We start from the raw sequence: 20,380 nt of genomic DNA, 5'->3' as shown, positions 1-20,380 counted from the left end.
CAAAAAATAAAAGTAATGAAAGCTTTTAATCTCCAATTTTTCCAAGAACAGGGATATTGTATCGTCGACGATGTGTTCACCCCGGTTCAATGTGACGAATTGATTGCGTCATCTCAATCATTTCCCTCGTTTAAGGATGACACGCTCATCCCAGTCATGAATCCTCATAACCTTAATGAACAGTTTTTTCAAGCCATGCGATGTTCAAAAATTATTGAGATGATGGAGGTGGTTCTTTCTGGAAAGGTGAGTGGTCTGCAAAGTCAATTTTTTTTCTGTCGACCGGGAACACGGGGGTTTACTCGACATCAAGATAATCATTATGTGCGAGCAAAAGCCGGTGCGTTTGGGTCAGCGTGGATGGCTTTGGATGATGTAACTCCGCAAAACGGTGGTTTAATTGTGTTTCCAGGAAGTCATCGGGAACCCATTTTGCCGACCGAGGCCGTTCCTCAAGTGGAAACCTTTGGGCAGGATCCCAATGCCAATTGTCGGCAGGTGAGTATGCCCACGAAATATTCTTCCATCGATCTGTCTCTTCCCAGAGGAAGCATGGTGTTGATTCATGGGCATATCATTCACGCCTCACATACAAATTCGACAAAAGACCAATTTAGACGCGTGCTACTTTTGACCTTTATCCGAAAGGGTGAAACCTTCCGATCGGGTTTTTCTGCCAAACGTCGAGAAATTGCTCTATCACCGCAGTGAGTTGGTGTAAGCCTATGGAACAAAATTTTCGTGATACGCTAACGAACAATCCTCTCTTTCAATGTATCGCGCCCTATCGGGCACTTATGGAGCAACCTTTGGGGTTTGTGGATATCGGAGCCAGGGGTGGAGTTCATCCACTTGTGGACCCTTTGGCGGAGGTCACCGGAGTTTTAGGGTTCGAACCCGATAAGGATGAGTGCGGACGTCTGCGGGAGGTCCAGGTTACAGCCTCACCCTGGGCGATATGTGAATTTGAACCCGTGGCCTTGGCAGACCAACCAGGAATGTCTCGGCTTCATTTACTCTCGGCCGAAACCAATCACTCCCTGCGCCCTCCTAACCAGGATCTAATTGAACGGTATGGCATGATTAAGTTTGAAAAAGTCGGCAGTATTGAAGTGCAAACCACCACCCTGGATGATGTGCTGTTCTCCCGTCGAAGGACCGAGTCCCTTTGGGGAGAGTTCCTGAAGCTCGACACACAGGGGACCGAAATGGAGGTTCTCCTTGGAGCCAAACGCACCCTCACCGAACGAACAACAGCCATTATTTCTGAAGTTGAATTTTGTCAAATCTATCAGGGACAACGGTTGTTCTCCGACGTGGAATTTTTCCTTCGGGACTGTGGGTTTTCTTTTTATGGATTCACTGACATGTTTTATCGATCCTGTAAGCAACTCAATAAATACACGGAAAGGGGTAGGGAACGAATCCTTTATGCGGATGCTGTGTTTTTCAAGGAACCTAAGCCATTGGCTGTGCCCACGTGTCCGAAGGAACTGCGACAGGTTTATGTGCTGTTTGTGACGGCCGTGTTGTTGGGGTATTTGGATTTCGCCCTGGAAATTGCCCTCAAAACTTGGGCGAGGGATGAGGAAGGTAAACGAGTTCATGAGCTTATCCATCATTTGGCCGAAATTCCCGAAGGACAAAGTTTGGCCGAAATCAAAACTCTGGCCGACTTGGTCCATGCGAAGCCAAAGCATGCCAATGTATTGAGAGGGCAGTTCATCGATCGGTATCGACTAGTTAGTGATTATGGGGATGTGGTTCTAAGGTGAGGAGGCAAGGTCATGTATGTGAATTTATTAAACGGTCAATTCAGCCATTGGGTGAAACCTGTTTCAGTCGCGCTTCCGGTCCCACTATCTTTTTTGATCAAGAACGATTTATTCCCTATAAACTCCGATTTGTTTTGAAAAATGGAGATATGAAACCCACCATTCTGGAATACATCGGAGAGAAGCCATGGCGTCGCATTCCGTTATTAGCCTTTGACGCGGATTTATATCCCCCAACACAGGCCGGGCCCCAATATTTGTTGCCATTGATGGTTCCTGGAGACGTTGTCCTGTTCGATGAATATTGGATGCCACCATGGGAGGGGGAAAGTAAACCGGTGGGTGAATTCTTCTTTCAGCATTCCGTACCTATTCGACGACTGGATTGGTGCCCTCATTGGGTTGGGTCTAACGTGATGGGAACTTGTGCGTAAGCCCAAGGGGGAAGGAAATCCGACTAGATGAGGAAGATGGATCTTATGGTAGAGAAGGAGGGGCCACTTCAGATGTCCGGCTCATGTCGGGAGGCCGAAACGCGATTGGGCATTTCCGAATTTTCTCAGTTACTGGGTGCATCGAACACCGACATACCATCTGAAGTCTGTGGCCTTCTGCGCAGCCATGACTTTCGATATGTTCCCTTGGATCAAGCTCAGAAGGAATCGGTTATTTTAAAAATTCTAAAAAATTTGAATTCGAAGGTGTTCGCTCCTGTTGGCCCTGCCCGATATGAAGTGTGGAATACGACATGGGAAAAAATTTCCCACCAGTTTTTGGATAATACTTGTTCTGCGCGATTTTTGACTCCAGATTTTCTTGACGCCCATCCTGTATTACGACTCAAGCAAGAATTTATCCAACCCATTGATGCTGCCTTTGAAGCCAATTTCTTTTCCGTGCTGCGTCATTGGTTATATCAGACCTTTCTTGAGCAGGTTGACACCTTATATGAATTTGGGTGCGGAAGTGGTTTCAATCTATGGGCAATGGCGGACTTGTACCCAGAAAAAACTCTCTATGGGTTAGATTGGGCGAAATCCTCGGTTGAGTTAATTAATAAAATAGGAGAGGTAAAAGGACTGAAGATTCACGGTCGACCGTTTGATTTTTTTCATCCAGACCCTCATCTGCATTTAGCCCCCAATAGTGGGGTGCTGACTGTTTGCGCCTTGGAACAAGTTGGGGAAGCATTTCAACCTTTTGTGCAATATGTGTTGAACCAACATCCGCAGTTGTGTGTGCACATAGAACCAATTTACGAATTATATGATGAACACCACCTTCTGGATTATTTAGCTATGACCTATCATTCCGACCGAAGATATCTCCGAGGGTTCTTGCCGTATCTGCGACAACTGGAGGTTGAACGACGAATTCAAATTGTTCAAGTGAAACGGTTAGGGTTTGGGAGTTTGTACCATGAAGGTTACACGGTTGTGATATGGAAGCCACTCTAAATGGACTTTGGCCTTCGTGGTAAAAAGGCATTTGTGACGGGGGGAAGCTATGGAATCGGGCGCTCCATAGCTTTGGGATTGGCCGATGAGGGTTGTGACGTAGCGATTTGTGCGAGACAAGAAGCGCCATTAGAAGAGACGGTGAAGGCAATACGGGCGCGCGGGTGTCAGAGCCTGGGCTTTCAAGGTGATGTGACGGAACAAGACATGCCCGATCGTGTCGTGAAAGCCATGGTGGAGGCTTGGGGAACAATTCATATATTGGTGAATAATGTTGGAGGAGGTGGACAACAAACCAATCAATCTGTCGAAACGATTCAGGACGAGGTTTGGGAACACATCCTTTCTGTGAACACCTGGGCTGCCATCCGATTTACCAGAGCCGTTATTCCCGTTATGCAGCGGCAGCGATGGGGCAGGGTAATTACAGTCGCTTCAGTTCAAGGGCGGGAAGGGGGAGGAAGGCCCTGGTATAACATGGCTAAAAGTGCGGAGATCAGCCTAATGAAAACCCTCGCATTGGACCCCAAACTCGTTCAATCCGGATTAACCTTCAACAGTGTTGCTCCAGGAACTATTCTCCTGAAAGGCAATGAATGGGATCGATTCAAGAGTAGAGATCCGGCAGGATTTCAAAAAGTTATCCAAGGAAAATGCCCTATGAATAGACCAGGGTACCCAGATGAGGTCGCTAATGTTGTCACCTTTATGTGTTCCATAAAAGCTAGCTTGATGAATGGGGCCTGTGTGGCAATTGACGGGGGGGAAAGTCGGAGTTTTTGACGTTCGACGGGACGCTTAAGAGTCCTATGCCCATGGTGGGAAAGATCAGGGTGCCTAGAGAACCAAAAGGTCACGAACGAACCATAAATGAATGGGTAGATTTGAAAGGCACGAAATGGTATCGGAACAGCTTTTAAAGTTTTTTAAAGGTAAAAACATTCTTGTGACCGGAGGAAGCGGCTTGATCGGACGGAAAATTGTGAGTCGGTTGATCGAGGCAGGGGCCTCCGTTCGAAGTGTGTCCCTTGATGAGATTCAGGTTGAAAATAAGGTGGAGTATGTGAAGGGCGATTTGTGCGATTTTGAATTTTGCCAACGTATCGTGAAAGATATGGATTGTGTTTTTCATGTGGCGGGAATCAAAGGTTCCATTGAGGTCACGAAATCCAAGCCGGCAAGTTTTTTCGTCCCGTTGTTGATGATGAATACCAATATGTTGGAGGCCTGTCGTCTGAATAAGGTTCATCGGGTGGTCTATACCTCATCTATTGGAGCCTACCCGAGTGCGGAAATTTTTAAGGAACAGGAAGGGGAGGATGAAGGGCCACCAATGGATATGTTCCCTGGCTGGGCCAAACGAATGGCTGAATTGCAAGTTCGTGCCTATCAAATACAGTACAGTCTGACGCACTACGCCGTGGTGCGTCCCTGCAATGTGTATGGACCAGGAGATAATTTCGATCCTGCCAATGCCATGGTAATTCCCACCCTCATGCGACGGATATTTTCTAAAGAGGATCCGGTAGTGATTTGGGGAAATGGCACCGCCATTCGTGATTTTGCCTATAGTGGGGATGTCGCTGATGGAGTGATTCTTGCTTTGTACCATGGCACGGGTGGGCGGTACGTCAATTTAGGCAGTGGTATCGGCTATACCATCAAGGAATTAGTAGAAGTTCTGCAAGCAGTTGTTCCCTTCCGGGCTCAATTCGATCATGCCAAACCCACCGGATTTCCCCGGCGGGTGATGGATATTTCTTTGGCCAGGAAACTTCTCGGATACGACCCACAAGTGAGTCTTCAAGAGGGTTTACAGCACACATGGGATTGGTACCTGGAGCATCATGATGAATATCTTAAACGGCAAAACTATTTCGCCGCCTCATAAGTTACAGGTCTCCTCCTGCCGTTTGGAAGGGGTGAAACTGGTGATCCCACCGACAATATTTGAAGATTTTCGGGGAACCTATGTTGAAACGTTTAACGAGGACCTGTACCGGCAAGCGGGAATTGATATGCCATTCGTGCAGGATGACATCTCCGTGTCTGGCAGACATGTGTTGCGAGGTATTCATGGAGACCAGGAAACCTGGAAGCTGGTGTCATGTTTATGGGGAAGGTTTTATTTGGTCGTCGTCAATTGGGACCCCACGTCTCCACAGTATCAACAGTGGGAATCGTTTACGCTATCAGATCGCAATCGACGACAGGTCTTGATTCCACCCAAGTTCGGAAACGCCCATCTGGTGCTGTCAGATCAAGCGATCTTCCACTACAAGCAAACGACCAATTACAACCGGGAAGCGCAATTTACCGTACCGTGGAATGACCCCACTTTGGGAATCTGGTGGCCGGTCAAACAGCCGATTGTTTCCCAACGGGATGAAGGAGTGACTCATGTTTAAGGGTAGCAACGTATTAGTGACAGGGGCGGGAGGATTTCTGGGAACCAATATGGCTAAGCGTTTAGTGGAAGAGGGGAGTCACGTACGTGGGACATTGCATACACGTGGCCCGCAATTCGAACACCACAAACTGGAATATGTCAAAGCTGATTTGACGAACATGGAAGAGTGTCGACGGGTCGTAGAGGGCATGGATTATGTTTTCATGTGTGCAGCGAATACCTCAGGCGCGGCGGTCATGGCTACCCAGCCATTAGCCCACGTGACGCCGAATGTGGTGATGAACGCCCAGATGTTGGAAGCTTCCTACCAGGCAAAGATAAAGAAGTTTCTCTTTATTAGCAGTAGTGCCGCCTATCCACCCAGTGGGGATCGGTCAATCTCCGAGGAGGAAATGTTTGAGGGGGATCCGTATGAGGCGTATTTCAGTGTGGGATGGATGAAACGGTATGGGGAAGTATTGTGCCGTATTTATTCTGAAAAAATTAAGGATCCGATGAGCACGGTGGTCGTGAGGCCCTCTAATGTCTATGGGCCATATGACAAATTTGATTCTGAACGTTCCCATGTGACCGCAGCACTTATCCGCAAAGTGATTGAGCGCCACGATCCTCTAGAGGTATGGGGAACAGGTGAAGATGTCCGAGACTTAATTTATGTTGATGACTTCATTGACGCCGTGATGTTAGCGATGAACCGGTTAGACCGGTTCGACCCAGTGAATATTGGATATGGTAAAGGGTGTCGAGTTCGGGATGTGTTAACGACTCTTCTAGATATTGATAAATTTGACAATGCCAAAGTAGTTGTGAATCCCACAAAGCCCTCCATGATTCCTATCCGCTTGGTTGATGTGAGTAAGGCTCAAGCTGTCTTAGAATTCAAAGCCATGACAAATCTCAGTGATGGATTAAAACATACGCTTGAATGGTATCGACAGTCTTATGTGGAAGCCAAACATTCCCCGGTACCCGGGTCAATAGTTGGCCAGGTTGCCTAATAGCAAAATTTTTTAAGGGTTTTTCTGATGAAACAAATGTTTCCTGAAAGTCAATTTGCCCACCATTGGCTGGATGGACTCTCGGGGTTGGAAATTGGACCGTCTACTCACAATCCATTTGGATTGAATACACGAAATGTTGGACTAGGAGGAGAAGGGTATACGGAGGAACAATTGTCCTTGACCGGAGCTGTCGCATCGATTGACGTGTTAGCTGAGGCTGGTGCCATTCCGCTTCCCAGTGAGTCGGAAGAGTTTATTCTCGCTTCCCATGTGATAGAACATTGTCCTGACCTTATTAAGACCTTGCTGGAATGGTATCGAATTGTGAAAAACGAGGGATATTTGTTTATGGTGGTTCCTCACCGTGACGCAGCGCCTTCAGATCGGGGAAAGCCGCTGACCCAATGGATGCATGTGGTTCACGATTACATGATGCATGCTAATCAAGATTCGGAGCCAGAAGCGAAAAACTTCCTGTATTGCCACTACCATGTTTTCTCTCCCGACTCTATGAAAAATTTTATTACAAGGATTTTTGGAAAACGGATGACTTTGGTTGGCGAACAAGATCCTGATGATAAGGTGGGGAACGGTTTTGTACTCGTGTATCAAAAACAGATTCCCCTCCAGAAAGCCTTTCCCTGGTCCTTCCAAGGAGGAGACGAAACCGTGAATGTTTCGAGACCGGCTGATTTCTATCAGAAGACACAAAAGGAAGTTATGGCCCAGCCTCTAAAACAAAGGGATTCTAAGCTCGGCCAGCCTGAGAATGGACATATCTGTTTGTTAACCAACCCAGATGTTTCCCCGAGAGATAGGGAAGGAATTCTCGTTTCTGCCATTGTCCCGGCCTATAATTCTGAACGTTTCATGCGGGGGGTTCTTGCTGATTTGGTTAATCAAACCATTTCTCACCGAATGGAAATTATCGTTGTAGAAACAGGGTCTGAAACACACGAGATCGATATCATCCGGGACTTTCAAGATCGTTATCCTAATATTGTGTATCTGCGGATGTCGCAACGAATAAACCCGCCGGCGGCCGCCAATCAGGGTGTGCGGATAGCCAGAGGGAAGTTTATCATGCTAGCTCCCACCGATGACCGGTTGCGTTGTGATGCCTTGGAAGTGATGGCCCATGAGCTTGAAGAATACCCTGATGTGGGCACGGTGTATGCCGATGTGTTTATGACCCAGTTTGAGAACCAGACTTTTCATCGTTTTATTCGAGGGGGCTATTCCATTCGCTTCGAATTTAGTCCTGACATGATGTTAACAGGCTATCACATGGGACCCTTAGTCATGTGGAGAAAATCGGTTCATGAAAAGGTTGGATTACTTAATGAATCATTTCTCTGTGCCAGTGATTATGAATTCCATTGCCGTGTTGCGCGACATTATCCAATGCGCCATATTCCTGAGTTTCTGGGTTTGTATCAGCAAAATCCAAAAGGGATTGTAAATTCCAATCCGGAAATTAGCCAGAGAGAATTTCGAGCAATTATTCATGCGAATCGACCGTATTTTCCTGTGGCTATTCAGAAACCCCTGACAATCCATCAATACGAGAAACCCGTCTTTCCTGGTAAATATGTCAATATTGGTATGGTGACATTTAATCGGCTGGAATTTACGAAACAGGCTATCGCTGCGCTTTTCCAGCATACCTGTTTCCCCCATGTCATTACGGTTGTGGATAATGGAAGTACCGACGGCACGCCAGAGTATTTGCAAACGCTTCTCAAGCAGGGATTTATTACCAATCTGATTTTGTTGCCAACCAATGTTGGCATTGCTAAGGCTTCGAACTTGGCCTGGAGTCAGGAGCCTGAAGCTGAATACTACCTCAAGCTGGACAATGACATTGTTATCCAAAAGCCCGGCTGGTTATCCAGGATGGTTGAGGTCATCGACCGTATCCCTGAATTGGGCGCTATTGCTTATAATTTTGAACGGGAAAGCTATCCCGTCCGCGAAATTCGGGGATTCTCTGTCCGTCCAAAAATTGGGAATTTAAACGGGGCTTGTACTCTTATCCCCAAAAGAACTCATCAAACATTGGGGTTTTGGTGTGAGGACTATGGGTTGTACGGGGAAGAAGATGCGGATTATGGGCTGAGAATCCATTTGCATGGTTTGAAAAATGCCTATATGGAGGATGAAGAAGTGGGATTGCATCTACCTGCTGGAAGGGCAGCCCACATCGACGCACAGACGTTTAAGGCCACTGATGGAATTGAAGAAGAGACCCATGCGGAGTACCGGGCATTCAAAGATGAATGGAGGCGAAAAAATGTTCAGGACATCGCGAAAAAAAATTGGGATGATTATCAAACGGGTGGGAAACCACTGTATTGTTTGTCTCCCTTCGTGAAGGAATTTCATGCTCGAGAGCAACTCGAAGGATCTGAGGTATCCACTCGCCGACGGACTCAGATTGAAGAAAGTCCAAGGAAAGTGATGCTTGATAGCCCACGAGATTCTTCTCCAGAGCGTTGGCAAACCGTTTCTGTGATCGCGTCTGATTATATTTGCGGTCGTATCCGACTCCTTCAACCCCTCCTGAGCGGTGAAAGGATTTGGGGAAAAGGCTCTATCGTTAATGATGCCAATATTCTTTTGGGGGACGTCACACTCCCGCTTATGGGGGGCGGGCAGATTTGGGCCATTCAGCGTAATTGTAGGCTGCCAGAACAAATGCTCGCAGAGGCCCAACACCATGGCACACGAATTATCTACGATTGTGATGATTTGCTCTGGGATATTCCGGTTGATAATCCGAATCATGAATACTTCACTTCCGAATTACTTCAAAGAATGTTTAATGTCATGTCTATGGCGGATTGTGTGACGGTTTCCACAGAACCTATTCAGAATGATTTGAACAAACGCGGAATAGCATCGACGGTCCTTCTCAATTGCTTAATACGGCAGGAATGGGAGAATTTCAAACCTCAACGTCGAGCGGGGTCTCGTCCTCGAGTTGGATGGGCAGGGCAAGCGAGTGTGCATAAATGTGATACGGCGATTTTGGAAACGATTATTGAGGCATTGAGAGATGAGGTTGAATGGGTATTCCTGGGGGATGCACCACGCATGGCCAGTAGTCCAGGTGTGATTAGCGAAAATTTTTCCATGGTAGACGTGGCTCAGTATCCAAAAAAATTGGCGAGTCTCAATCTTGATCTTGCATTGGCCCCATTGGTCTCAAACCCCTTCAATGAAGCCAAAAGTGACATCAGGATTTTACAGTATGGCATATTGGGCTATCCGGTTATAGGCACGGATATTTTTCCCCATCAACATGCGCCCATCATACGGTTGCCTCATGAACCACAAGCCTGGATCAAGGCGATTCGCGAACGCATTCATGATTTGGGTGCCTTAGAAAGGGAAGGGGATCATCTCCGAGCCTGGGTATTGAACCATCGTCTTATGGACCATCTGCTTCCCCAGTATGAACAGGCCTGGTTGGGCCGTGACGTCAAATCCTCACATGGGGTGCCTCAGACGAAAAACCAGAGTCCACCAGTGCCCTCTTATCTCCCGAGCAACCAGGGCAAGTATTCCTTTGATTGTTCAATCATTATACCTGTTTGGAATAAAGTGGAATTGACCCGACAGTGCTTGACTCATTTGGCGGAGGTCACGGATGGCTGTTCGTATGAAGTCATTGTCGTCGATAATGCATCCACCGATGAGACTCCAGGATTCCTGTCTTCTCTAAGTGGGGATATTCAGGTCATTACGAATCCGGCCAATTATGGGTTTGCCAAAGCCTGCAACCAAGGGGCCGCTTCCGCCAAGGGGCGCTTTTTGGTCTTTTTAAATAACGATACGATTCCGAAGCCAGGATGGTTGCGGGCGTTATTGAATGAAGTGGAGAGCCATCAGGATGTTGCCATTGTCGGGAGCAAACTGCTCTATCCGGATAACACCATTCAACATGCCGGCGTGGTCTTCGCAAAAAATTGTTTAACGCCCTACCATATATTTCGTGGTGCTCCAGGAGACCTGCGCGCGGCCAATGTTCGTCAAGAGTTTCAGGTTGTCACTGCGGCTTGTATGCTCATTCGCCGTGAGGAATTCAATGCGGTCGGGCAATTTGACGAGATCTATCAGAACGGGTTCGAGGATGTGGACTTGTGCCTCAAAGTGGGCAAACGGGGCAAGAAAGTCATCTATCAACCGGAAAGTGTGCTCTATCATTTGGAACATCAAACTCCCGGAAGGAAGGATCAGGAAGCCGAACGGCACAATGGTATTGTGCTCATGGAACGGTGGGCTTCCTCCATTGTGGTCGATGAGGATTTTCATATGGTTCCGGCAGGCTATGCCAACCGGTATTCCTGGCGTGACGGTAGGCTTCAGCCGTCGCTCGAAGCACTTCAGGGCAATAGGGAAATAACGCAATGGAAACGAGTTCAAAGGGTGCAGGAGGTCCTATTACGACAGCGACATGTTGCAGGCGCGGGTTTGGATTGTCAGGACGACCCTGAATTACAGGCTCTCCTTTCCGAGTATCGAGATTGGCCGGATGATGGTGAAGTGCTTAGATGGGCGGCCAAGCTTTGCCAATCGTTGCAGCTATCAGACGGGGAACGGGCATTTTTGAAACGGATACTGAGTATGGGAGAAGATCGAGCGGCACGGGAACGTCTCGCTAAGCTGGCGCTCAGTGTAAAGGATCTATCCGAGGCGACTGATCAAATCCAGGCGCTCCTTCAATCTGATCCCAGCAATGGGTCGGGTCACTGGTTGCAGGGAATTCTGTTGATGCAATCGCAACAGTGTGCCGAGGCGGCCCTGTCATTTCGTCGAGCTCTTCAATGTGGCGCAGATTCTCGAAAAACCAGTATCGGTTTGGGAATGGCGTGTATGGGGATAGGAGACGTCGAAGAAGCCTGGAGGGTTTTCGAGCAGATTGTGGCGGATTATCCTGATGATGTAGAAGCCATGAATGGGTTAATTCAGGCCGGAACATCTCTGGAACGATGGAAAGGCTTGGGGGATCGGCTTGGACGGTATGTCGAACGAAATCCCGCAAACTGCGATATGCGTTTTGCTCTGGCCGGGGTGGAATTTCGTGCCAGTCGACTCGATGTGGCCAAGCAACAATTTGAGATGTTAAGCCTCTTGAAGCCCGATTATGAGGGATTACACGATTTAGAGATTCTTCTGCAGAAGGCACCTCTTGACGGTCATGCGCTTGCAACTTAAATAGAAGAACTTTTTGCCTAGTCAAGTTAACCTATGTCCCGAGCCCTCTTAATTCAATTAGCTCGGCTGGGTGATCTGGTCCAATCCCTTCCTGTTCTGACCGCTCTGCAAACTGCCTATCCTGAACGGCCTCTTGATCTCCTTTGCCCTTCGCCCCTGGTGGGCCTTGGAGAACTTTTTCCTTGCGTGGACAGGGTTTTCCCTTGGAATGGGGAACAATGGCATGAATTGGCCACGACCAAGATGACGGATTGTGACCAACAACTTGCCCGAGCCACACGCTATTTGGCTGACCGTGCCTTTCCTCCGTATGCATTGGCCTATAATTTGAATAACCATCCCCGAGGGATACTTGCTGCCCATGTATTGAGTGGTCTGGTCGTCGGTCCTGGCGAGCATGGACCATTGAATCAGACGCTTCCGGCATGGGCGGGATATTTACGTCGAATTGCGCAAGATCGAGGGAGCAACCGGGTGCATTTAGCGGATGCGTTTTGCGGGATGTGTCAGGTTTTTCCGCCATTGGACGTTCCTTATTTGAAGGCCCCTGAGGAGGCATGGCCCTTTGAGCTGGAACTGCCGGTGAATGGTGAACCTTTGACTCTCATCGGAATTGTTCTTGGTGCGGGAGATGCCGACCGGCGAGTTCCCCTTTCGGTGTGGCAAGACCTGATTGTTGCATGTGCTGAGCACATTCCTCAGTGCTATCTGCTTTTGGTCGGGGGTGCGGGAGAACGGGAAGCGGCATTGGCCTTAGAGCATCGCCTTCCCGCCCAATATCTCAATCGGGTGGTGAATGGGTGTGGTCGGACTTCGTTGCCCCAGCTTGTGGCTCTTCTTAATCGGTGTCAGTGGGTGGTCGGATCGGATACGGGACCATTGCATCTCGGAACGATGTGTGGGGCTCGGGCGATCGGCTGGTATTTCTCCCAGGCCAGAGTCCATGAAACGGGCCCCTATGGGGTTGGTCATTATGTGTGGCAACGCGCGGGAGCGCGACTTCGGGAAAGTCAGGATGTTCGTGACGCAAGCGCTGTAGGATCATCCTCTGCCTATTGGCCTGTGATGGAAACCGTTAATTTAATACGGGAAGACACGGTGAATACAACAACGGATGAGTGGGATCTCTGGACCAGCAATAGAGATGCGTGGGGGGTGTTTTATACCAGGGATGGCCTTCCTGACGAGGCTGTTCTCCGGCGAAAAGATACGTGGGAGGCGCTGTCTCAGCTGGCGAATCAAGATATTCGGATGGAAGTCTCGAAGTAGTCGAAAATGCTCCGGTAGCTTAAAGGCAGGGGCTGTGTTTCCAGGGCAATAAACCAGGAACAGATAAATGGACGTGTTGAAACAGAATATCGATATACTTCGCGATCAGGATCCGATTCTTGCCGCTCAGATCCTCCAGGTACCAGGAGGAACTCTTTCGATCCAACCATCTAAATCTGGAATGCCCACCGCGCTTGTCAACTCCCGATATCTCCATAGTGCGTATGATCCGGTTCGCGAGGCGGAGCGCTGGGCTGAAGAACGCGTGAAAGACTGTCAAGCAGGGGAAACTATTGTCCTCCTTGGCGTGGGACTGCTCTACCATGTGCAAGCCTTACGTCAGATGTTGCCCCGTGACCAGGGCATAATGGTCGTCGTGCCCGATCTTTCTGAATTCGCGGATTGTGTCTCGGTCCGGGCGCTGGAAGGGTGGGGTGAAGGGGTGATGTGGCTGACGGGTTCCACGGCTGATATGGCTGTCCAAGTGACAGAGAATGCCAAGCGGGTGCGCGTGCTGAGCTACGAACCTGCCGCCACGGTTCATCGTGAGATTTATGAACACTTTCGTCTGCAGCTTCGCGAGCATCTCGCTCACCAATTAAGCGGGACGCTTCACATCATGGTCGTCGGACCTATTTATGGCGGGTCGTTGCCGATCGCCCGATATGTGGTGAACGCCTTGGAAGGCCTTGGACATCGTGTGAGTTGGGTGGATCATAGTCCTCATTATGCGGGATATCAGAATTTGGAAACGATCCATGATCACCGGTTGCGGCTCACCGTCCAACAACGGATGAGTGAAACGCTGGCGGTGATAAGCCTTGCTCATGTCGCAGAAGATCCCCCTGATCTAGTGTTAGCCCTGTCCCAGGCGCCATTGACCATGGCTGTTTTAGAGCAAATGCGTCGAAAGAAGGTGTTAACGGCCATGTGGTTTGTAGAAAATTTTCGACATTTAACCTATTGGCAGCAGATGGTGACGGGGTATGACTTTTGGTTTGTGATGCAACAAGCAGCATGCCTCGACGCTTTCAGAAAAGCCGGCGCCAAACAGGTCTCGTATCTTCCCTTAGCTGCTGATCCGGCCATTCATCAACCGATGGCCGTTACCGAAGAAGAGCGACGGGAGTTTGGTGCCGACGTCTCGTTTTTAGGAGCAGGGTATAGAAATCGGCGACATATCCTCCCATCCCTGATCGGCCATGAATGGACATTTAAATTGTGGGGGAATGAATGGGACAATCCGGGGGTGTTAGCGCCGGTGCTTCAGAGAGGGGGCGCACGTATTGATACCTCCACCAGTGTGAAAATTTTTAATGCCACCTCGGTCAATATCAATTTGCATTCGTATACGGGAGACGGATTCGATCCGGAGGGAGATGGGGTGAATCCCAGGACATTCGAATTAGCCAGTTGCGGAGCGTTTCAAGTGGTCGATACTCGCACCTTGCTTCCGGCCCTCTTTGATGAATCGATGATGGCGGTAATCAATAATTCGGGTCAGCTCCTCCCAACCGTCCAAACCTATCTCCACGAACCAGCCAGGCGAGTGGCCATGGCTGAATTGTCCCGGAAGCGGGTATTAGAAGCGCATACGTACGGACATCGGATGAAGACCTTCCTAGGCGCCGTGGGTATGGCGAGTCCTGACCGGTTAGGAGGTATCCTTCAGGGAGACCGCTACCCGGAATCCTTAGTGGCTCGAAGTGGGAAGACCCCGGAATTAATTCCAATGCTGAAGCAATTTTCTCCAACCGATCGTGTGGAGTTAGTGGATGTGGCGAAAAGTATTCGGAATAAAGGGCCTGAAGCCCGGTTGAACCGGGAGGAACTACTGATTCTGATGATGGATGAATACCGCCAGGAAAAACGGGATTTTCTCTGACCCTGTGATGGAATAATTTTCCGTTACCACCAATTTTTGATGAATAAACAAGTCCTCATTATTAATATTACCCGGATGGGTGATTTAATTCAGATGGTTCCCCTTCTTTCACGGTTAGAAGAAGAATGGCCGGGTGTGGCCATTGATCTGATTGTTGATAAAGAGTTTGCCCATGTCGCCAGCCTAATTCCTGGCATTCGACAGGTGTTGATGTTTGACTTTCAGCTGCTGATGGATGAAAGCCGGGTGCGAGCGCGAGACGTGGTCACCCTCTACCGGGAACTTGCCGGTTGGGTTCAACCGTTACTTCAGGTGGGATACGACCGTGTCGTGAACCTGACCTTTAATCGGCGCAGTGCGTTTCTGGTGAAATATTTCGGGTGTGCAGATGAGCGAGGAATGACCACGACCCAGGATGGGAGTTTCGTGGTGAAAAATCCTTGGATGAAATATTTCGTGGATTTCCATGTGTATCGACCATTGAATCGATTTAATATCGTGGATCTTTTTTCGCTTGGTGGGAGCGGGCCGGGTTCGTTTTCTCCTCTTCGCTTATCTGTGCCCCAGCACATGAAAGAATGGGCACGGACCTATGTGAGACAAGCAGGGACGGCCGATGAGTGGATTGGTATTCAAGTCGGCGCCAGTGATCCGATGAAAGCCTGGCGACCGGAATACTTTGGACAAATGATGGCTTACCTCAGCCAAAAACGGCCAGTCGGATTTGTGTTAATTGGGACGAAGAAAGAAGCAGCGGATGTTCAGGAGGCCATTCGTTATTACCGGCAGGCGGGAGGATTGGGAAACATCTGTGAAGCCGTTGGCCAAACCACTGTGCCACAACTGGTGGCCTTGCTTGAACATTGTGTCTTGATGGTGACCAACGACACGGGGCCCATGCACATGGCCGTAGGAGTGAATACGCCGGTTCTGAACGTGTCGGTGGGGCATGTGAATTTTTGGGAAACCGGACCGTTTGGACCAGGGCATTGGGTGGTTCAACCCGAGATCATTTGCGGCCCATGCGGATTCGATAAGGTCTGCCCCCACCATGCCTGCAAAGACCAGATCATTCCTCATGAGGTGGCCGAGCTCTGCTTACATCTCTTGGGTAATCGTCCCTTTCCCTCGTTTTCGTCCAAGATACGAGTATATGAAGGCGGAGTTAATGAAGACCAGTTAGGGACATTCATGATAAGAGCGGGAACGGAAGAGCCACGCGTCTCCTGGTATGCGGAGTATTGGCGGCAATACTGGTATGAATCCTTTACCGGTACCCCTAGCCTGGTCCCTTTTTCCCCAACGTCTCCACCGGACTTTTCAGACTGCGAGCAGGTATGGCGTCGTCTGGCTCCCCAGCTCGATCAGTTGTGTATTCAAGCCGACACCGTAGTGGATATGTGTCGTCAAAGGCCTATCCCGGTTAATAGATTAAAGGCGGGCCAGTACCAATTAAAAGTTGACACACTCACGATGCAACAGATCGCCAGACCGTCATTGGCCTTTGGCCCTTTGGCGATGGCCTTTTTTCGAGATACCTTTAGCTTGGAGTCCTTGACCCTTACCGGAATGGCCGAGGAACATGCTCGAGCGTATCATGTATTTCGCACTCGCGGGGAAGAAAATTATAGGCGGTTGGAAGGAATGTTTTCTCATGATCCAAGGGGGGTTCTGTATGCACGTACAATTGGATGAAGAAATCTGGGAAGTGGGTGATCGTGTCCAACTAGGGGAGGTTCTGGCAAATTTGAGCGACCGCGCTCAAGCCAAAGGATGTTTGGTGACGGAATTAATAGTCGGTAATCGGAAGATGACGGATCGGGAGTTAGTGCCCCCCACCCTGGCCAAAGTGGCAAGCTCGTTTGGATCGATAGCAGCCGTGAGCAAACATGTGGAAACCATCGTGCAATATTCTGAAAAAACGGGCCAAAAATTCGGAGCACAGCTACGCGATCAAGGACAGAAGTTTGTTGATGCTTTCCGACAAGGGGATGGGAGATATCACCAGTTAGACCAATGGTTCGGCCAAATAGCCGATTACCTTGAATGGCTACAGGTTCATGAATCTATGGGGCTAAAAAAGCCCGAGGTCACCCATGACCTAACGTTCTGGATCAAGGAATTACTGAATGCTCGAGAAAACGAAGATGGGGTTCGAATTGCAGACATGTTGGAGTATGAAGTGATTCCTCGTCTTTCCCGAAATATTACCCCTCTCCTGTAACGCAAGCTTTCTCTCTCCTTCCATTTCCTGTAGCTTCCTACGGAGTTACCACTGGAGGATGTGGAATGAAGTTATCTCTGTTTACTCGGTCAGGTCACTGCGTGGATTCTCAATGGGGTGCTGGTAGAAGACAAGTGATTGGCTAGCATCCCCTCAAGTTTTCCTCTTGATGGTCGATACATACCGGTGGAAGTAGAAATTGGTTCATTTCACACATTTCGAGGAGGCCAATCGGCTCAACTCATTTATTGTCTTCCTCAAGGGACGGATCCTTTGAGGTGCAGCCATCAAGGAGGAAAGTATGGCACTTGTCGTTAACAACAACATCGCATCACTCAACGCTCAACGGAATTTGGGCGTGTCCAGTTCTCAATTGGAAGGGTCCGTCGCCCGTCTTTCTTCGGGTCTACGAATTACCCGAGCTGCAGATGATGCCGCAGGTTTAGGAATTTCCGAAACTTTGCGTGCTCAGATTCGTAGTATTAATCAAGCGGTCAGAAATTCCAACGACGGTATAAGTTTACTGCAAATTGCTGACGGTGGTGCGGAAGGCATCGGCAATCTGTTAGGCCGCCTTCGGGAACTAGCCGAGCAATCAGCCAGTGGAATCCTTGGTTCGAATGAACGATCCTTCCTTGATCAGGAATTTGTGGCCCTTCGCTCTGAAATCGATCGAATCTCATCTGTGACAGAGTTTAACGGAGTGAAATTGTTAAGTGGAACCGATAATGACTCCTTGAGTATCCAAATTGGTTTCCGGAGTTCAGCGAATGATACGCTTTCTCTGTCACTCAATGATTTGAACACGAATACCTTAAACCTCGCCTCGACCAATGTGTCGACTTCCGGCAATGCATTAGACGCATTGTCCAACATCGATAGCGCCATTAGTGCCGTGGCGTCTGCTCGTGCAAATATCGGGTCCTTGCAAAACAGGATTGATGCTGCTGTCGGCAATCTGCAAGTGGCCGGTGAGAATATCACCGCTGCTGAATCACGGATTCGTGATGCTGATATTGCCTTTGAGTCGGCCAAGTTCGTCAGGAACCAGATATTGGTTCAGGCAGGAACCTCAATATTGGCTCAAGCCAATACGTTGCCTCAGCAAGCCCTCGCCTTGCTGCAGTAATCCGTCATAAGGAGAAACCGGGGCTTAGCCTCGGTTTCTCCTTTAAGAAAGTTGGGGTTAACCCATTATGATTTCAACACTTTCTGACAGCACCTTTTTCATAAATATCTCAATTGGAAATGAGATTCGCGTACGGGATGGACAGAAGGCCATCACGGGGGATACTCATCGCAAATCAGAGACAAAACAGCCAGTTTATGCCTCAGAAATTACTAAGGATTCAACGGCCAATGAAACATTGACGGCGGAGCAAGTCCAAGCAACGGTGGCTCGCCTTCAAGAAAGGGTGAGGCAGGTTGATCCCCGGATTGAGATCTCTTTGGAAAAGGATATTAATCAGGTGATTTTTCGAGTCGTGGATAAAGAATCAGGTGACCTTATCCGACAAATACCTTCAGAACAGATGGTAGATCTTGCGCGATTATTTTCCGGACAGTCAGGCCTGTTTGTAGAAGAGAACATTTAGTCTACGTTTAATTCACTTGCAGTTCGTGAGCCCAGAGACCCTGCCCCTGAGAGAACGAGTTCTCGTGAAACAATGGAAGACCGTTAAGCGTTTCGTCATGTTTTAGAGAATGACGAAAGGAATATCGGATGGCTATTAGTTTTGGTGGGCTTGGGAATGGCGTTGATTTTGGACCGGTTGTCGATGCGCTAGTTCAAGCAGAACGCCTTCCCATTGATGCCCTGACCCAGAAAAAGCTTCAGGCCCAAAAAAAACAAACCGAATTGGGTTTGTTAGGGGCTAAATTACTCAGCTTTCAAGGTTTGGCGAGCAGTCTGCGCAATCGAGTCAGTTTTAATAAAAACCAAGTTAATGTGGCCTCACCTAGTGCCCAAACCCCTTTATCGGCAACTGTTTCTTCATCTGCGGCCCCAGGCACCTATCAGGTAACTGTGAATCAGTTGGCCTCCGCACATCAAATAATTTCCAAAACTTCCACGGCAGTTTCCCAAACTGATGCGGATATTGTCGGTGGCGGATCCGGGACATTTCAATTTAAAGTGGGTACTGGCTCGATTCAAACGGTAAATTTAGATGCCACGGGGACTCTGGATGATTTACGAGCCGCGATCAATGATCTGGGAGCCGGAGTCAGTGCTTCAATTTTGAATACCGGGAGTGAAGCTTCGCCCCAATTTCGTCTTGTGTTGTCAGCGAATGAGACTGGGCTTGACCAGGCCATCACAATTGTGGCCGACGATACAACATTGGATACGGCGACGACGGGAGTGGATACATTTCAAGCCGCTCAGGATTCCGAAGTTGTCTTGGGGGTAACGGATGCCGGAGCCGGGACCACGGCCATTACGATCAACCGTTCGACCAATACACTCACCGATGTCGTCGCAGGCCTCACCATCAATCTTCAAGCGGTGGATGCCACGAATCCTGTCACGATTTCGGTGAGTCAGGATAATGGAGCTGTCAAAGAAGCGATCTCAGATTTCGTGAGTGGGTACAATGAGATCGTAACATTTGTCAATGAGCGAACCTTTTATAATACCGAAACCAAAGAGCGAGGGATCTTTGTTGGAGAAAGTTTAGCTCGAACCGTTCTTGATCGGGTCAGGGAATCCGTTTTTTCCCAAATCAACGGGTTGACGACATATTCAGGCGCTTCCCAAATTGGGTTTGAGACCCAAACTGCCGATGGGACGATTAAGCTGAACGAAACAACATTAGATTCGGCCTTGAGTACAAACTTTTCCGCCGTGCGTGATCTGTTTGTCAAAAATGTCACCACCGGTACCAGTGGAATTGCCGATTTGGCGGTGAATGCCATTGATGGATTAGATGATATCGAAACGGGCTCTCTCACTCGTCGCCAAAATGCCTTAACCAAACAAGTGAATGATTTTACGAATCAAATTTCTTTAAAGGAAGAAGCCTTGGCCCGTTTTGAGGAACAACAACGTTTAAAGTTTGCCAATTTAGATGGATTGTTGGCCTCATTGCAAAGTCAATTAACACAGTTGCAGAACGCATTCCCGTCGACTAATGGCTAA

At 48.7% G+C, this 20,380-nt stretch carries 16 protein-coding genes; all 16 read left to right on the top strand.

The genetic code is table 11. The features are described 5' to 3' along the window. Window positions 1-15 precede the first annotated feature (15 nt). Window positions 16-711 (top strand): phytanoyl-CoA dioxygenase family protein, encoded by a 696-nt coding sequence (locus LX98_RS10825; RefSeq protein ID WP_496428910.1) that lies wholly within the window; start codon window positions 16-18, stop codon window positions 709-711. Window positions 712-725: 14 nt separating this feature from the next. Next, window positions 726-1,775 (top strand): FkbM family methyltransferase, encoded by a 1,050-nt coding sequence (locus LX98_RS10820; protein ID WP_496428909.1) that lies wholly within the window; start codon window positions 726-728, stop codon window positions 1,773-1,775. Between the two features lie 149 nt (window positions 1,776-1,924). Then, window positions 1,925-2,209 (top strand): hypothetical protein, encoded by a 285-nt coding sequence (locus LX98_RS10815; protein ID WP_496428908.1) that lies wholly within the window; start codon window positions 1,925-1,927, stop codon window positions 2,207-2,209. Between the two features lie 72 nt (window positions 2,210-2,281). Further along, window positions 2,282-3,232, top strand: a complete 951-nt coding sequence (locus LX98_RS10810) for a hypothetical protein (protein ID WP_496428907.1) — start codon at window positions 2,282-2,284, stop codon at window positions 3,230-3,232. Next, complete coding sequence (locus LX98_RS10805; RefSeq protein WP_496428906.1) at window positions 3,233-4,015, top strand: SDR family oxidoreductase; 783 nt, start codon at window positions 3,233-3,235, stop codon at window positions 4,013-4,015. It begins immediately after the preceding gene. A 115-nt stretch (window positions 4,016-4,130) separates the two neighbouring features. After that, window positions 4,131-5,123: an NAD-dependent epimerase/dehydratase family protein gene (locus tag LX98_RS10800; RefSeq protein WP_496428905.1), complete on the top strand. Its 993-nt coding sequence runs from the start codon at window positions 4,131-4,133 to the stop codon at window positions 5,121-5,123. Further along, window positions 5,080-5,640: a dTDP-4-dehydrorhamnose 3,5-epimerase family protein gene (gene rfbC, locus LX98_RS10795; protein WP_496428904.1), complete on the top strand. Its 561-nt coding sequence runs from the start codon at window positions 5,080-5,082 to the stop codon at window positions 5,638-5,640. The genes LX98_RS10800 and rfbC overlap by 44 nt, the downstream gene beginning before the upstream one ends. After that, window positions 5,633-6,640 carry an NAD-dependent epimerase/dehydratase family protein gene (locus LX98_RS10790; RefSeq protein ID WP_496428903.1) on the top strand — a complete coding sequence of 336 codons (1,008 nt, stop codon included), beginning with the start codon at window positions 5,633-5,635 and terminating at the stop codon, window positions 6,638-6,640. Before rfbC ends, LX98_RS10790 begins: the two co-directional genes overlap by 8 nt. Before the next feature lie 27 nt (window positions 6,641-6,667). Further along, window positions 6,668-11,863 carry a glycosyltransferase gene (locus LX98_RS10785; protein WP_496428902.1) on the top strand — a complete coding sequence of 1,732 codons (5,196 nt, stop codon included), beginning with the start codon at window positions 6,668-6,670 and terminating at the stop codon, window positions 11,861-11,863. Between the two features lie 33 nt (window positions 11,864-11,896). Next, a complete protein-coding gene (locus LX98_RS10780; RefSeq protein ID WP_496428901.1) occupies window positions 11,897-13,132 on the top strand; it encodes a glycosyltransferase family 9 protein in 1,236 nt (411 codons plus the stop codon). A 67-nt stretch (window positions 13,133-13,199) separates the two neighbouring features. Then, window positions 13,200-15,017, top strand: a complete 1,818-nt coding sequence (locus LX98_RS10775) for a glycosyltransferase family protein (protein WP_496428900.1) — start codon at window positions 13,200-13,202, stop codon at window positions 15,015-15,017. 39 nt (window positions 15,018-15,056) lie between these two features. Continuing rightward, entirely contained in the window at window positions 15,057-16,712 is a 1,656-nt protein-coding gene (locus tag LX98_RS10770) for a glycosyltransferase family 9 protein (RefSeq protein ID WP_496428899.1), read from the top strand. Next, window positions 16,693-17,241, top strand: a complete 549-nt coding sequence (locus LX98_RS10765; RefSeq protein ID WP_496428898.1) for a DUF8042 domain-containing protein — start codon at window positions 16,693-16,695, stop codon at window positions 17,239-17,241. The genes LX98_RS10770 and LX98_RS10765 overlap by 20 nt, the downstream gene beginning before the upstream one ends. 301 nt (window positions 17,242-17,542) lie before the next feature. After that, window positions 17,543-18,370 (top strand): flagellin N-terminal helical domain-containing protein, encoded by an 828-nt coding sequence (locus LX98_RS10760; protein WP_442433861.1) that lies wholly within the window; start codon window positions 17,543-17,545, stop codon window positions 18,368-18,370. 67 nt (window positions 18,371-18,437) lie between these two features. Next, on the top strand, window positions 18,438-18,836 hold the full coding sequence (locus tag LX98_RS10755; RefSeq protein WP_496428897.1) for a flagellar protein FlaG: 399 nt from the start codon (window positions 18,438-18,440) through the stop codon (window positions 18,834-18,836). Between the two features lie 128 nt (window positions 18,837-18,964). Then, window positions 18,965-20,380 (top strand): flagellar filament capping protein FliD, encoded by a 1,416-nt coding sequence (fliD, locus tag LX98_RS10750; RefSeq protein WP_496428896.1) that lies wholly within the window; start codon window positions 18,965-18,967, stop codon window positions 20,378-20,380.

The organism is Nitrospira marina, from assembly GCF_059568365.1.
The sequence above is the reverse complement of the archived record's forward strand: the minus strand, read 5'-3'. Positions and strand labels throughout refer to the sequence as shown.